Below are 14090 nucleotides of genomic sequence, written 5' to 3'. Positions count from 1 at the left end.
GCCGGCCCACCGGCCCTGCAGGTTGCTTAGCCCAGCAGGCTCAGCACGTTCTGGGTGGAGCTGTTGGCCTGCGACAGCATGGCGGTACCGGCCTGCTGCAGGATCTGGTTGCGGGTCAGCTCGGCGGTTTCCTTGGCGTAGTCGGCATCACGGATGCGGCTGCGCGAGGCGGACAGGTTTTCCGAGGTGGTCGACAGGTTGGAGATGGTGGAGCTGAATCGGTTCTGGATCGCACCCATGTCGGCACGCGAGCTGTTGACCGCGGTCAGTGCCTTGTCGACGATTTCCAGGGCCTTCTGCGAACCGGCGAAGCTCGAGATATCCAGCTTGCTGGCGTTCTTGGCGTCATTGACGTTGGCTGCGGTTTGGGCAGTGAACGCCGTGCCAGCAGCCAGGCCGCCACCGCTGATGGTGCCCAGGCTCATGGCCGAGGTGAACTGGTTGCCCTTGACCGACTGCAGCGTGATCGCACCGTTGGTGTCGTCGATCTTGGCGTAAACACCGGTCTGGTCCATCTTGTCGTTGATGGCCGAGGCGATCTTCTTGTTGATCGACAGGGTCGAATCACCGGATTCGTACTTGACGGTGTCAATGTTGACGGTCTTGGCAGAGGCGCCTGCGCCGGTGCCGGTCACCGAGATGGTGATACCGCTGACATTGCCGGCAGCGGTCGCGGCGGCGCCGGAAGCAACAACGTTGACGGCCGTGGTGTCGACAGCAAAGTTCATCGTGCCCAGGCTGGTGGTCTTGGCATCGACGATGCTGTTGATGCCGATGGTCTGGCCCGAATCGGCGCCAACCTGGAACAGGGCGCCGGAGAAGCTGCCGTCCAGCAGCTTGGTGCCGTTGAAGTTGGTCTGGTTGGAAACGCGGTCGATTTCCTTCAGCAGCTGGTTGACTTCCGAGTTCAGCGCTTCACGGTCGGTCGGGGAGTTGGTGGCGTTGGACGACTGCACAGCCAGCTCGCGGATACGCTGCAGGTTGTTGCCGATTTCGACCATCGCGCCTTCGGCGGTCTGGGCCAGCGAGATACCGTCGTTGGCGTTGCGGGTGGCAACGTCCAGGCCGCGGATCTGGGTGGTGAAGCGCTCGGAAATGGCCAGACCTGCGGCATCGTCCTTGGCGCTGTTGATGCGCAGGCCCGAAGACAGGCGCTGGATCGAGGTGGCCAGGCTGCTGCCGCTCGTGTTCAGGTTGCGCTGAGCATTGAGCGACATGATGTTGGTGTTGATGACTTGTGCCATGATTTCGGATTCCTTTTTGTCGTTTGATCCGGCAGCTCAACCTGACCGGTACTGGGTGCAGTGGGAAGTGCCGTAGGGGCCGCAGTACCGCTGCTGATATCAATAACGGCAGCACCCTCCTGCGCTTTAGGGCTTCCGTAAGATCTGATTGACAAATATCGCTCTCCAACGCTGGAGGCAGTCAGAACCCGTTTATGGGAACGGCGGGAGTAGCGGAGCAGGTGGTATCGAAGGCCGGCGGGATTTGCGAGCCGATGATGTTCGGGAATCGTGGCTTACGCCGCTCCCGCAAAAATCAGGAATAAAAAACCCCGGCAAGCCGGGGTTTTTGTTTGACCACGTGGCGCTGGCTTACTTCAGCAGGCTGAGCACGTTCTGCGGCACCTGGTTGGCCTGGGCCAGCATGGCCGTACCGGCCTGCTGCAGGATCTGGGTACGGGTCATCTCGGCGGTTTCCTTGGCGTAGTCCGCATCACGGATACGGCTGCGGGAAGCCGACAGGTTTTCCGAGGTGGTGGCCAGGTTGGCGATGGTGGAGGTGAAGCGGTTCTGGATGGCACCCATCTCCGCACGCGAGCTGCTGACGGCCGTCAGTGCCTTGTCGACGATTTCAATGGCCCGCTGCGAACCAGCGAAATCGGAGATGTCCAGGTCTTCCATGTGGCGGGTGCCGCCGCCGTTGGCTGCCACGCCTGCCGCGGCCGTGGTCGCGCCCAGATCCGCTGCCAGCGAGACGGTGATGCCGGTGCCGCCCGTCAGGGTGCCGTTGGTGACGCCGCCGAAGTCCTGGCCAGCCTTCACCGAGGTGAGCTTCAGTTCACCGGCTTCGATGGTGGCGTACACGCCGGTCTGGTCCAGCTTGTTGTTGAATGCCTGGGCAACCTTCTTCTGCACGGCGGCAGCGTCGTCGCCGACTTCGATCTTGATGTCATCCAGCTTGATCTGGCTTGCGGCGGCGGCACCGGCCGGGGTGACACTGACGGTGATGCCGCTGATCGAGCCGGAGGCGGTCGCCGCGGTGCCGCCAATGCCGGAGCCGCTCACGTTGTCGGCGAAGCCTGCCTTGCCCAGGGTGTCGATGTTGGCATCGACGATGGCATTGATGCCGATGGTCTGGCCCGAGTTGGCACCGACCTGGAACAGGGCGCCGGTGAAGCTGCCGTCCAGCAGCTTGGTGCCGTTGAAGCCGGTCTGGTTGGCGACGCGGTCGATCTCCGACAGCAGCTGGTCGACTTCGGCGTTCAGCGCTTCACGGTCGCTGGGCGAGTTGGTGGCGTTGGACGATTGCACGGCCAGTTCGCGGATGCGCTGCAGGTTGTTGCCGATCTCGACCATTGCGCCTTCGGCGGTCTGGGCCAGCGAGATGCCGTCGTTGGCGTTGCGGACGGCGACGTCCAGGCCACGGATCTGGGTGCTGAAACGCTCGGAAATGGCCAGGCCGGCGGCATCGTCCTTGGCGCTGTTGATGCGCAGGCCCGAAGACAGGCGCTGGATGGATGTCGCCAGGCTGCTGCCGCTGGTGTTCAAGTTGCGCTGAGCGTTCAGCGACATGATGTTGGTGTTGATGACTTGTGCCATGGGACTTCTCCGTTGTGTTCGGTGACGTACTGCGTGTGAGGAGGCGGAAGCGGTGCGGGTTGCGGAATCAGCGGATCATGTTGAACAACGACATGGACTGCATCTGGGTGAAGATGGTCTGTGCCGCCTGCAAAGCCGCGCCTTCGAGCTGGTACTGCCCGATGGCTTCGGCGTAGTTGAGGTCGCGTAACTGCGACAGTGAGCTTTCCAGGGTGATGCTGCTGGCCTCGCGCAGCGAGGCCGCATCATCGATGGATTTCAGTTGTGCACCACCGGCTGCACGCGCGTCGATCAGGCTGCCCGATGCGCGTGCAACATCACGCATGCTGGCCTGCAGGGCGTTCTGTTGCGCGGTGCGACCGGCTTCGGTGGAGGTGTCCATCTGCAGCGTCTGTACCAGTTGGTCGATGGTGCTGAAGACATCGCGGGTGCCGGCCTGCCCGGCGCTGAACGCGTCACCGGCGGCGGGGGTGCCCTCAATGCGCACCCGCAGCCCCTGGAAGACGATGTCCTCGCCGGTCTTGTAGGTGCCGGTGCCGACCACGGTGTTGCTGGCATCCACTACTTCATAGGTGTCTGCGGCGGTGAAGCGCAACGTGTAGCTGTCCCCGTTCCAGCTGCCGGAACCATCGCGGCTGATGTCGGTCAGGACTGCCTTGCCGGTATTGCCGGCGACCGCCGCCGCATCGACCGTGCCATCACCGGTGCGGATGCGCAGGAACACCTCGCTGCCAGGCAGGGCGTCCTTGACGAACATGCCTGGCGCAACCTCGACCTGGCGCTGGATCTGATCGCCGTTATAGGTGACCGTGCCATTGGCCAGGGTGAACGGGGCGGCACCGTCGGCAGCGCCGCCAAACAGATAGCGACCGTTGCCGTCGGTGGTATTGGCCAAGGCCAGCATCTGGTCCTTGATCGATTGCAGTTCGGCCGAAACCGTCTTGCGGTCCTCCGCCGACAGCGCGGCATTGTTGGCCTGCACGGTCAATTCAGATACCCGTGCCAGCAGCTCGTTGGCCTGGGCCAAGGTATTTTCCTGCAGGCCCAGCCGGTTCTGTGCGCCGTTGGCGTTCTTGCCGAGCTGTTCGAGCTCGGCAAGCACGCGATCCAGGCCCACGGCCGTACCGGAAGCAACGGGATCATCCTTGGCGGTGACGATCTTCTTGCCGGTGGCCAGCTGCTGCTCAAGATGATTCATCTTGCTCTGCTTGGACAGCATCAGCGCGACCGATTGGTCGTACATCATGTTGCTGGAAATACGGTTACTCATCAGCCCACCGCCTTCAAAATCGTCTGGAACATGGTGTCGGCGGTGGATATCAGCTGCGATGCGGCCTGATAGGCCTGCTGCAGCCGGAGCATGTCCGCCGCTTCCTCATCAAGGTTCACGCCCGAGATCGAGTCGCGTGAGGCCTTTGCGTTGTCGTTGATCACCTGCTGTGCTTGCAGCGAGTAGTCGGCGGCACGGGCTGCGGAGCCGATCTGCGTGGTCAGCCCACCCAGCGCGCCGTTCAAGGTGACGGTGCCACCGTTGAACGCCTTGGCTTCTTCGACATTGGCGAGCCGCGAGGCGTTGCCGTTGTCACTGGAGCCGGCAGCGGTCTTGCCGATATCGAAGCGGTCGCCGGCGGCCGGCTTGCCATCGAGCACGACACTCCAGCCGTTGGCGCTGATGGTCTGGCCGGGCGTATAGGCAAACGGGCCGGCGCCATCGATGGTGTAGTTGTTGGCGTCGATGAACTCGATCGCCGCCGGATTGAGCAGGGCAGGGTTGCCTGCATCCAGGACATCCAATTTGCCAAGCACGCCGGTACCGGTGTTGGCGAGCACGGCGGTGCCCTTGACCGGGTTGGCAGCGGCAATGCGCGAAGGATCGGTGATCGCCACCGACAGGTCATTGGTGGCACCTGCGGTGGGTTGCAGCAGGAAGCGGTCATTGGTCGCGGGTGTGCCGCCCACGACGAACTGAACGCCATTGACCACGAACGGGTCGGCGGCGGTGCCGGTACCGGTCATGGGCACGGATACGCCGGTATCGGCGCGGCTGGCCTGCCAGTTGGTACCGTCGAACTTCAGCAGCAGGTTCTGTCCGTCCAGCGCCGCCAGGTCACCATAACTTGCAGTGAGGGTGGCGCCGCCGGTATTGCCGCTGTGCGCGGAAATCTTCGGAGCTCCGAGATTGAAGAAGTTGCCCCCCATGTCGCCATACAGATCCATGCCTTCGGCATGGGCCTGGTTGAAGGACTGCGCCATGCCGACCGCGATGCGGCCGAGTTCGGCTTGTGCCGGGGTCAGCACGGTCTCACGGAACTCCAGCAGGCCCCCGATCTGGCCGCCAAGCGCCTTGCTGTCCAGGCTGACGGTCATGCCCTGGGTCTTGATGGCGAGGCGCAGACGTTCGGGCTGATACGGGTCGGCGGCGGTGGTGATCTGAGAGGCTGTGGTGCCGACGACCAAGGCCTGGCCGCCCGCCGAATAGACGTTCATCACCCCGCCGTCCTGGATCACCGCGGTACCGCCGGTGTAGGCAACCAGCTTGGAGATCAGCTGGTCACGGCGATCCAGCAGGTCCGGCGCGGCCGCAGCGGCGTTGCTGCCGATGGCGCCATTGATCTGCGCGATCTCCGACGCGAGCCGGTTTACTTCGGTGGCGGCGGAGATCAAGCCATTGTTGACCTCGCTGTTCAAGCCATCGAGGTTGGCATTGAGTTGCTTGAAGCGGTTTACCAGGGTGCTGGCGTTATCGAGCACGTCGCGGCGGTCCGCGGTACCGGACGCATTGGACGCAAGCCCATTGACCGCGTCGAAGAAGTTGGACCACACGCCGGTGACGTTGGTGGCGGCGTCCGAGAACAGGGCATCTACACGGTCGGCCATGCCGGACAGCTGCTGCAGCCGTGCCAGCTCGCCGTTGCTGTCGAGCAGCCGTGAGATGGCCAACTGGTCGGCAACGCGGCGGATGTCGGTGATCTTGGTGCCGTTGCCAACATCGCCGTAACCCACGTCGCTGGGTTCACGCGTGGCGAAGTCCACCTTCTGCCGGCTATAACCGTCAGTCTTGATGTTGGCGACGTTGTGGCTGACAGTCGCCAGCGCCCGTTGGAAGGCGATCAGCGCGCTGGTGCCGGTGGAAAGAACATTAGACATGGACGGCTATCTCAACGTCGGGTGATGCCGGTGGTACCGGCGTTGCTGGCAAAGGTCTGGCTCAGACCGGCGCTGGCGCTGCCGATGGCGGCGACAGCGCGTTGAATGGTCGGGCCGGCGGCGATAGCGGCGATCTTGGCCGCATACGAGGGATCGGTGGCATAACCGGCACGCTGCAGGCCTTGGGCGAAACTGCGCACATCGCTGCCGGCGCTGAGCGCGGCCTGGTAGCGAGGGCTGGTCTTCAACATGCGCACGTAGTCGCCAAAGCTCTCCGCCATCGACCCGTAGGCACGGAAGCTGGCGACCTCGTTGCGACGCTGGCCATTGACGTACTCGTGGGTGCCGGTGGTGGCGCGCTCGCCACTCCAGCCATTGGCCTTGATGCCGAACAGGTTGTGGCTGCTGTCACCGTTGTCGCGCTTGATGTGACGCTTGCCCCAGCCGGTCTCCAGCGCCGCCTGGGCGACCAATGCACGCGGATCCACGCCCAGTTCGCGCGCGGCGCGCTCGGCGTGGGGCCAGATGCTTGCGACGAAACCTTCCGGCGTGTGCTTGCCCAGCTTGTCGGCAGCGACATTGGCACTGGCGGTGTTGATCGCATCGCCGCGTTCCGCCGCCGACACCTTGCTCCAACGGTCATTGGCCATTGCCCAATCCGCGGACGGTTCGACGGATGCGGCATCCTGATAGGGGTTGGCGCTGTTCAAGGAGGCGTGGAAGCTGCTGCTGTCGCGCCCGGCGATCAGATCCAGTGCCTGCGTCTGTGGCGCCATATAGGTGGACTGATCACGCAGATCCAGCGATGACAACGGATCCTCGCCAAGCGGCAGGCCGCTGGCAGCAGGAGTGGCCAACTGGTAGGCGCGCACGGCCGCCGCTGGTTTGATGCTGGGATCAACCGTTGGCGCTGTCGTACCCTCGGTGCCTCCCAGTTGCCGCGCGATCATTGCCGACAAACCCAGTCCGCGGCCACGCGTCATCGCTTCGGCAATGCGCTGGTCGTACATTTCGCGGAACATCTGGTTCTCGCCGGGAAACAGCGAGTCGCCAAAGCTGGCATCGCGCATGCTCTTGACCAGCATCTGCGCGAACTGGCCTTCCAGCTGGCGTGCAACCTTGTCGATCTTCGCCGGGTCATTGGCGATGACGGGATTGAGTTCCAGCGCGGGCGCGGCGATACGCATGTCAGATCACCTCGAGGTCGGCGGTCAATGCGCCGGCCTGCTTGAGGGCCTCGAGGATGGCGATCAGATCACCAGGCGCGGCGCCAACTTCGTTCACCGCGCGCACGATCTCATCCAGGGTGGCACCGCCGTCGAAGCGGAACATGCGGCTGCCTTCATTGCTGGCCGTGATGGTGGACTGTGGGGTAGCGACGGTCTGTCCGCCGCCGAAGGCATTGGGTTGGCTGACCTGGGTCGATTCGCTGACGGTCACCGTCAAGGAACCGTGCGAGATCGCCGCCGGGCTGACCCGCACCTGCGCGCCGATGACGACGGTGCCGGTACGCGAGTTGACCACGATGCGCGCCGGTGCCGTGCCTGGCGACAACTCGACGTTCTCGATGCGTGCCAGCATGCCGATGCGTGCGCCCGGATCGGTGGGTGTCTGCACCGATACGGTACCGCCATCAACGGCACGTGCTGCGCCTTCGCCAAACGCGGCATTGAGTGCATTGACCATCCGCGAGACCGTGGTGAAGTCGTTCTGATGCAGGTTCAAGGTGATGTCGCCACCACCGGAGAAAACGTCGGGAAGGGCGCGCTCCACCGTGGCGCCATTGGGAATGCGGCCGGCACTGGGGATGTTCACCGAGACGCGTGAGCCGTCCTTGCCTTGGGCGCCGAAGCCGCCAACGATCAGATTGCCCTGGGCGATGGCATAGACCTGGCCATCGGCACCTTTCAGCGGCGCCATCAGCAAGGAGCCACCGCGCAAGGAGACGGCGTTGCCGATCGAGGATACGGTGATGTCGATGGTCTGGCCCGGCTTGGCGAACGGCGGCAGCTCGGCGTGGATCGCCACTGCCGCAACGTTCTTCAACTGCGGATTGACGTTGGCCGGAACATTGACGCCCAACTCGCCCAGCAGGTTCTTCAGGCTCTGCACGGTGAACGGGGCTTGGCTGGTACGGTCACCGCTGCCATCCAGACCGACAACCAGGCCATAACCCACCAGCGCGTTGCCGCGGACACCACCCACCTGCGCCAGGTCCTTGATGCGCTCGGCTTGAGCGGGCAGGGCGGCAGCAAGCAGCAGTGCTGCCAGCACAACAGGACGCATGAAAGAGAAAGTCTTCATCACGGTGCTCAGAACAGCGCGAATGCTGAATTGAAGAAGCGGCCCAGCCAGCCCATCGCGTTGGACTGCGCCACCGCGCCACGACCGCCATAGGCGATACGCGCATCGGCGACCTTGCTGGAGGCGATGGTGTTGTCCGGCGCGATATCCGCTGCGCGCACCACACCCTGGATCTGTACCAGCTCATCGCCCTGGTTCAGGCGCAGATTCTTCTGTCCCTGCACCACCAGGTTGCCATTGGGCAGGCGCTGGATGACGGTGACCGTGACGCTGCCCTGCAGGCGGTTGCTCTGCGCGCTGTTGCCCTTGCCGCCGAAATCACGGTCAGCCGATGCGGAGGCGCCAAGAATGTCTTTCCCGCCCAGGGTGACCGGTGCGCCAAACAGGGTTGGCGTTCCGACATCAACGCTGGATTTCTTGCTGATCGCAGTACTGGCGGTGGTGGTGGCCATGGTGTTCTCGACCAGGGTGATGGTCAGCAGGTCACCGACGTCGCGTGCGCGCCTGTCGCCATACAGGTTCAAGCCCGGGCCGGCGGCGTAGATCGCACCAGCGGTTGGCGCGGCGGCCTGCACGACGATGGGCTGGATTGGCGCCATCGGTGCATAGGGGCGCACGTCGCCGGCCAGCGTGCAGCCGCCGATGAGGGCAGCGCACAAGGCGATGGAAAGTTGGCGCAGGAGTAGGGTGCTGCTCATGACGGTATCCCTTGGCGACCAATCAGACGTTGTTGTTGAGGTAGCCGAGCATCGAGTCGGTGGTGGAGATGGCCTTGGCGTTCATTTCGTAGGCGCGCTGTGTTTCGATCATCGACACCAGCTCTTCGACCACGTTGACGTTGCTGCCTTCCAATGCGCCCTGCACGACCGTGCCCAGACCGTTGAGGCCGGGCGTGCCGTTCTGTGCGGGACCCGAAGCGGTGGTTTCCAGGTACAGGTTCTCGCCCTTGGCCTGCAGGCCGGCCGGGTTGATGAAATCGGTGAGCGTCAACGAACCGATTTCCACCGAGGCGGCTTCACCGGCCATCTTCACGCTGATGGTACCGTCGGTGCCGATGGTCAACGATTGCGCACCTTCCGGAATCTGGATGCCGGGCTGCACCGGGTAGCCGCTGTTGGTTACCAGTTCACCCTGGGCGTTGATCTGGAAGCTGCCGTCGCGGGTATAGGCCGAGGTGCCATCGGGCATCATCACTTCGAAGAAGCCACGGCCATTGGCCATCACGTCCAACGCGCGACCGGTCTGCTGCTGACTACCTTGTTCGAATTGTTTCGAGGTGGCGACAACGCGTACGCCGGTACCCAGCTGCAGGCCGGTAGGAAGCTGCGTCTGTGCCGAGGAGGAGCCGCCGGGCTGACGGACCTGTTGGTACAACAGGTCCTCGAAGCTGGCGCGATCACGTTTGAATCCGGTGGTATTGGTGTTGGCCAGGTTGTTGGAGACAACCGACATGCGTGTCTGTTGCGCATCCAAACCGGTCTTGGCGACCCACAATGCCTGATTCATGGTGCGATTCCTTGGTGACTGTTACCGGCCGATTGGCCCTTGCCTGTGTCAATGCATGGGCTGTGCCAAAAAGCGACGACGGAATGTCGGCGCGGTGCGGTTGGTGGCGGCGATGTAGCCGCGACTGCAATTGCGAAAAGGGGCGTGCGCCGGGACCCGCTCTGCGGACACCGACAGGAAGATGCAAGGGTTGGATCCTGCGTCGGGGAGGGGGCGGGCAACTCACCGCCGCACGTCGATGCAGGCGAGGGCGCGTACCTTGCGTACGCGCGGGTGCCTGCTATCAGCCGTTCAGACGCAACAGGCTGTTGGCACTGCGGGCGTTCTCATCGCCGTGCTTGATGACCTTCACCTGCATCTCGAACTGCCGCTGCAATTGGATCATCTGCACCAGCGCACCGGCAGCATCCACATTGCTCGATTCCAGCATGCCGCTATCCAGTGCCTTGCCCTGGCGCTGCACGAAGGGTTGCTGGGGGTCGGTATTGCGCATCAAGCCATCGAGGCGTCGTTCCAGGCGTTCGTTGGGTGCATCGACGACGCGCAACCTGCCAATCATCGCCATCGTCTGCGGGCCTTCGCCCAGCGGAATGATGGACAAGGTGCCGTCGTGGCCGATCTCCATGGCCTGATGGGGTGGCACGGCAATCGGATTGCCGTTGTCATCGAGAACCGCGTTGCCTTCGGCCGTCACCAACTGTCCGTTCGGGGTCAATGACAGGGCACCGCTGCGGGTATAGGCCTCAGTGCCGTCGCTGGATTGCACCGCCAGCCAGCTGCCTGGCTGCAAGGACAGATCCAGTGAATTGCCAGTGATCTGTTGCGCGCCAACGCGACGGTTGAAACCGGCATCCACGTGCACGGCATCCACCCGCGACGGAAACCCGGGCCCCTGGATGCGGAATGCCTCGGTATTGGCCAGTGCTTCCTTGAAGCCCGGTGTATCCGAGTTGGCCAGGTTGTGCGACACGGTGGCCTGTGCCTGCAGCGAGGCGCGGGCACCGGTCATGGCAACGTAGAGGGCTTTGTCCATAAGGCGGGGATTCGGCAGTTGGGATCGGGGAGAGGAACGCGGGAGCGAAAGCAGCGGCGGTGCGGGAACGGGTGACGTGCAGCGCCTCTGCCGCTCGCATCAAACAGCAGGACAATTGAAGTGCGACAACGGAATCGGGTCAGGCGTCGACCAGGTGCTGGTGCATGTCCTTTCCCGATTCCCCAGTACCGGTGTCAGCGGATATTGATGATGGTCTGGGTGATCTGGTCCTGGGTGGACACCATCTGCGCATTGGCCTGGAAGTTGCGCTGGGCGACGATCATGTTGACCAGCTGCTCGGTGAGATCCACCGTCGAGGCTTCCAGCGACCCGGCCTGGATCTGGCCCAGGTCGGAGGTGTCAGGTGCGCCGGTACGCGGGTTGCCCGAGGCGAAGGTCTCCACCCACAGGTTGTTGCCCTGGTTCTGCAGACCCTGCGGATTGTTGAAGGTGGTCAGCGCGACCTGGCCCAGGGCCTTGTCGTCACCGTTGGAATAACGTGCATACACCACGCCTTCCTCAGAGATGCTGATCTCATTGAGCTTGCCTGCCGCGTAACCGTCCTGGCGCGTGTCGCGCATGGCGAACTTTTCGCCGTACTGGGTGGCGCCGGAAACGTTCAGGGTCAGGTTGACCACGCCTGCGCCGGTGGCAGGCGTAAACGGCGCCAGGGTGATGTCGCCATTGGCAGGGTTGGTCAGGGCACCGGCATTGGAGAACTGCAGCAGCGATGGTGCACCGGCGGGCTGGCCGTCGATATAGTTGTGCACCTGCCACTCGTTGGCATTGCCCGTCTTCACGAAGTACGAGGTCTGGGTATGGCTGACACCCAGCGAGTCGTAGACGGTGATGCCGCCGGTGGAGTGGTTGTAGGTATTGGAGTCGGCCGGATCAAATGTGGCCACGGTCGGCTGCGGGGCATTGCCGGGCAGGGTGAAGGCCATGTTGACCAAGGTGCTCTGCTTGGGCGGACTATCGGTGGTGAGCAGCTGCAGGTCGGTCAGCTGGCCATCGAAGCGCGTGCCGTCGGCACTGGGAGCAAACACCTGCAGGCGCGCACCTTGCGGGTTCACCACATAGCCATTGTTGTCGGTCTGGAAATTGCCGGCGCGCGAATACACACGTGCGCCGTTCATGTTCATGGTGAAGAAACCTTCGCCGGCCACGGCCAGGTCCAGGCTGCGCCCGGTCTGGTTGATATTGCCCTGGGAGAACTGCTGCGCCACGTTGCTCAGTCGCACGCCGGAACCGATGGCGTTGCGCGACAGCCCATAACTGGTGGCATTGAACAGATCGGCAAACTCGGCGCGTGACTCCTTGAAGCCGGTGGTGTTGACGTTGGCGATATTGTTGGCGGTGACATTCAGGTCCGCGTTGGCCGCGTTGATGCCCGACAGGGAAACGTTGAAACCCATGGCGATACTCCTGGGAAATCGAAGAGGGGGCTCAGCTGACGCGGAGCACGTAGTCGAGCGGGGCAGTGCCCAGCCCCTTGAGGTTCAGGTACAGGCCGTCGGAACCGACCGTCACGCTTTCCACTGCTGCCTGCACATAGGTGTTGAGCTTGCTCTGCGCGCCTGCGCTGTCGGTATGGCTTGCGGTGATCGTGTAGCTGCCGGCCGGCATGCGCTTGCCATCGGCGTTGGTGCCATCCCACTGGAAGGCGACCTCGCCGGCGGCGTTGGCGGGCACGGTCAATTGATTGACCTTCAGGCCATTGGCATCGGTGATATCGACGGTTACCGAACCGGCCGACGGCGCGGCTACCGTGCCACTGGCGCCGCCCTCGGCCTCGAGTGCGACCTTGGTTGAAGGCACCATCACCTCATGGCCCACCAACGCTGCGCCGCGCAGCACCTGGTCACTGGCCATCGATTGCTGGAAGCCCTTCACCGAGGTGTTCAGGTCGGTGATGCCCTGCACGGTGGACAGCTGCGCCATCTGCGCAACCATCTGGCTGTTGTCCATCGGCTTGGTGGGGTCCTGGTGCTGCAGCTGGGTAGTCATCAGCTTCAGGAAATCCGCCTGGTCGAGCGTGCTTTTGTTCTTGGTGGTGGCTGTTTTGTTTGGTGCGGTAAGCCCGAGCGAGCTGTAAAGATCGGAGTTGACGCTGGTGCTCATGTCGGCAGGTTCCTGGGGGAGGGGGCTCAGCGGCCCATCGTCAGTGTGGCCAAGGCAAGTTCCTTGGCGGTGCTGAGCATTTCCACGCCGGCCTGGTAGTTGCGCGAGGTGGAGATGAGGTTGACCATCTGCGCGACCGGATCGACGTCGGGCGAGTACACGTAGCCCTCGCCATCGGCCAGTGGATGATTGGGTTGGTAGCGCTTGATCGGCGCCGCGTCGCTCTGTGCGATTTCCTTGACCTGCACGCCGGTGAGGTTGGGATCGTTGCGGCTGGTGACTGCCTGGAAAACAGGCTCCAGCGGCTTGTACACCGCCTGTGGCGAGCCGGCGATCGAGTCGGCATTGGACAGGTTGGAGGCGATGGTGCTCATGCGCACCGACTGCGCCTGCAAGGCGGAGCCGGCAATATCAAAGATGGGCAGGTTGCTCATGGCGCGCTTCCTTATTGGCCAGTGATGGCGGTAAGCATGGTCTTCACCTTGGACTCGACGAAGCTCAGCGAGGCGCGATATTCCAGCGCGGCGCGGCCGTAGGCGGCACGCTCGGTATCCGGATCAACGGTGTTGCCGTCCAGGCTGGGCTGCACGCCTTCGCGCAGGATCTGGAACGGGTTGAGTCCACCGGTGCCGCCAATGGCGTAGTGCTGCTCGGCGGTGGTGTTCAACAAGCCGTTGCCGCTGCTTGCGCCCTGGGCATTGCGCAGGGCAGCGTCGAAATCGAGATCGCGGGCCTTGTAGCCGGGCGTGTCGGCATTGCTCAGGTTGCTGGCGATCAGCTTCATGCGCTGTTCGCGCAAAGGCATCGCCTGGGCGTGGATGCCGAGATAGTTGGAAATCAGGTTGGCCATGTGGAACCTCCCACGGAACGTTGCCGGGGAAGCTGCAAAACCTGTGCCAAAGGACATGCGATGCCGCGCCATGCCTGGCGGGGGCGTTACCGGCAAAGCCGCAGGAGCGGCGCAAGCCGCGAAGTCGTTGCTGCGGCAGCGCGCAAAGAGCTACCCCTCCCCAGCCCTCCTTTTGGCTATGCCAAAGAGAGGGGGGGCGGTAGTGGGGGGCGCCGGGGGGGCGGGGGGGGGGCGGGGGGGCGGGGGGGGCGGGGGGGGGGGGGGGCGGCCCGGGGGCGCCGGGGGGGGGGGGGGGGGGCGGGGGGCG

At 63.7% G+C, this 14090-nt stretch carries 13 protein-coding genes; all 13 read right to left on the bottom strand.

Annotation, left to right across the window (positions count from 1 at the left end; genetic code table 11):
- Nucleotides 1–26: 26 nt before the first annotated feature.
- The 13 genes from ACVOLQ_RS01020 to flgB all read right to left on the bottom strand — a co-directional run bounded on the left by ACVOLQ_RS01020 (nucleotide 27) and on the right by flgB (nucleotide 13783).
- Nucleotides 27–1244, bottom strand: coding sequence for a flagellin (locus tag ACVOLQ_RS01020; protein WP_481526759.1), 1218 nt, complete (start codon nucleotides 1242–1244; stop codon nucleotides 27–29).
- Between the two features lie 351 nt (nucleotides 1245–1595).
- Nucleotides 1596–2822 carry a flagellin gene (locus tag ACVOLQ_RS01015; RefSeq protein ID WP_481526758.1) on the bottom strand — a complete coding sequence of 409 codons (1227 nt, stop codon included), beginning with the start codon at nucleotides 2820–2822 and terminating at the stop codon, nucleotides 1596–1598.
- Nucleotides 2823–2889: 67 nt separating this feature from the next.
- The gene (gene flgL, locus ACVOLQ_RS01010; protein WP_313492827.1) at nucleotides 2890–4092 is read right to left on the bottom strand and encodes a flagellar hook-associated protein FlgL; all 1203 of its coding nucleotides are present in this window, start codon (nucleotides 4090–4092) and stop codon (nucleotides 2890–2892) included.
- The gene (flgK, locus tag ACVOLQ_RS01005; protein WP_313172091.1) at nucleotides 4092–5969 is read right to left on the bottom strand and encodes a flagellar hook-associated protein FlgK; all 1878 of its coding nucleotides are present in this window, start codon (nucleotides 5967–5969) and stop codon (nucleotides 4092–4094) included. The genes flgL and flgK overlap by 1 nt, the downstream gene beginning before the upstream one ends.
- Nucleotides 5970–5980: 11 nt before the next feature.
- Complete coding sequence (flgJ, locus tag ACVOLQ_RS01000) at nucleotides 5981–7156, bottom strand: flagellar assembly peptidoglycan hydrolase FlgJ (RefSeq protein ID WP_313172089.1); 1176 nt, start codon at nucleotides 7154–7156, stop codon at nucleotides 5981–5983.
- Nucleotide 7157: 1 nt separating this feature from the next.
- Complete coding sequence (locus ACVOLQ_RS00995) at nucleotides 7158–8273, bottom strand: flagellar basal body P-ring protein FlgI (protein WP_481526757.1); 1116 nt, start codon at nucleotides 8271–8273, stop codon at nucleotides 7158–7160.
- A gap of 8 nt (nucleotides 8274–8281) precedes the next feature.
- On the bottom strand, nucleotides 8282–8971 hold the full coding sequence (gene flgH, locus ACVOLQ_RS00990) for a flagellar basal body L-ring protein FlgH (protein ID WP_313172087.1): 690 nt from the start codon (nucleotides 8969–8971) through the stop codon (nucleotides 8282–8284).
- 22 nt (nucleotides 8972–8993) lie between these two features.
- Nucleotides 8994–9779: a flagellar basal-body rod protein FlgG gene (gene flgG / locus ACVOLQ_RS00985; RefSeq protein ID WP_481526756.1), complete on the bottom strand. Its 786-nt coding sequence runs from the start codon at nucleotides 9777–9779 to the stop codon at nucleotides 8994–8996.
- Nucleotides 9780–10062: 283 nt separating this feature from the next.
- Entirely contained in the window at nucleotides 10063–10812 is a 750-nt protein-coding gene (locus ACVOLQ_RS00980; RefSeq protein ID WP_313172085.1) for a flagellar basal body rod protein FlgF, read from the bottom strand.
- Between the two features lie 194 nt (nucleotides 10813–11006).
- On the bottom strand, nucleotides 11007–12227 hold the full coding sequence (flgE, locus tag ACVOLQ_RS00975) for a flagellar hook protein FlgE (protein WP_313172083.1): 1221 nt from the start codon (nucleotides 12225–12227) through the stop codon (nucleotides 11007–11009).
- Nucleotides 12228–12258: 31 nt separating this feature from the next.
- Nucleotides 12259–12933 carry a flagellar hook capping FlgD N-terminal domain-containing protein gene (locus tag ACVOLQ_RS00970; protein WP_313172082.1) on the bottom strand — a complete coding sequence of 225 codons (675 nt, stop codon included), beginning with the start codon at nucleotides 12931–12933 and terminating at the stop codon, nucleotides 12259–12261.
- Between the two features lie 26 nt (nucleotides 12934–12959).
- Nucleotides 12960–13367, bottom strand: a complete 408-nt coding sequence (gene flgC, locus ACVOLQ_RS00965) for a flagellar basal body rod protein FlgC (RefSeq protein WP_481526755.1) — start codon at nucleotides 13365–13367, stop codon at nucleotides 12960–12962.
- Between the two features lie 11 nt (nucleotides 13368–13378).
- On the bottom strand, nucleotides 13379–13783 hold the full coding sequence (gene flgB, locus ACVOLQ_RS00960; protein ID WP_313172079.1) for a flagellar basal body rod protein FlgB: 405 nt from the start codon (nucleotides 13781–13783) through the stop codon (nucleotides 13379–13381).
- Nucleotides 13784–14090: the final 307 nt, after the last annotated feature.

Source organism: Stenotrophomonas sp. STEN031, from assembly GCF_056759975.1.
Note: the sequence above shows the minus strand (reverse complement) of the source record. Positions and strands in the feature narration are given on the sequence as shown.

What these genes read in the sequence shown, in the direction of transcription:
- ACVOLQ_RS00980 (WP_313172085.1), bottom strand. Translation starts at nt 10,812, where the DNA reads ATGGACAAAGCCCTCTACGTTGCCATGACCGGTGCCCGCGCCTCGCTG.
- ACVOLQ_RS00995 (WP_481526757.1), bottom strand. Translation starts at nt 8,273, where the DNA reads ATGAAGACTTTCTCTTTCATGCGTCCTGTTGTGCTGGCAGCACTGCTG.
- flgB (WP_313172079.1), bottom strand. Translation starts at nt 13,783, where the DNA reads ATGGCCAACCTGATTTCCAACTATCTCGGCATCCACGCCCAGGCGATG.
- ACVOLQ_RS01015 (WP_481526758.1), bottom strand. Translation starts at nt 2,822, where the DNA reads ATGGCACAAGTCATCAACACCAACATCATGTCGCTGAACGCTCAGCGC.
- flgL (WP_313492827.1), bottom strand. Translation starts at nt 4,092, where the DNA reads ATGAGTAACCGTATTTCCAGCAACATGATGTACGACCAATCGGTCGCG.
- ACVOLQ_RS00970 (WP_313172082.1), bottom strand. Translation starts at nt 12,933, where the DNA reads ATGAGCACCAGCGTCAACTCCGATCTTTACAGCTCGCTCGGGCTTACC.
- flgE (WP_313172083.1), bottom strand. Translation starts at nt 12,227, where the DNA reads ATGGGTTTCAACGTTTCCCTGTCGGGCATCAACGCGGCCAACGCGGAC.
- ACVOLQ_RS01020 (WP_481526759.1), bottom strand. Translation starts at nt 1,244, where the DNA reads ATGGCACAAGTCATCAACACCAACATCATGTCGCTCAATGCTCAGCGC.
- flgJ (WP_313172089.1), bottom strand. Translation starts at nt 7,156, where the DNA reads ATGCGTATCGCCGCGCCCGCGCTGGAACTCAATCCCGTCATCGCCAAT.
- flgC (WP_481526755.1), bottom strand. Translation starts at nt 13,367, where the DNA reads ATGAGCAACCTGCCCATCTTTGATATTGCCGGCTCCGCCTTGCAGGCG.
- flgH (WP_313172087.1), bottom strand. Translation starts at nt 8,971, where the DNA reads ATGAGCAGCACCCTACTCCTGCGCCAACTTTCCATCGCCTTGTGCGCT.
- flgK (WP_313172091.1), bottom strand. Translation starts at nt 5,969, where the DNA reads ATGTCTAATGTTCTTTCCACCGGCACCAGCGCGCTGATCGCCTTCCAA.
- flgG (WP_481526756.1), bottom strand. Translation starts at nt 9,779, where the DNA reads ATGAATCAGGCATTGTGGGTCGCCAAGACCGGTTTGGATGCGCAACAG.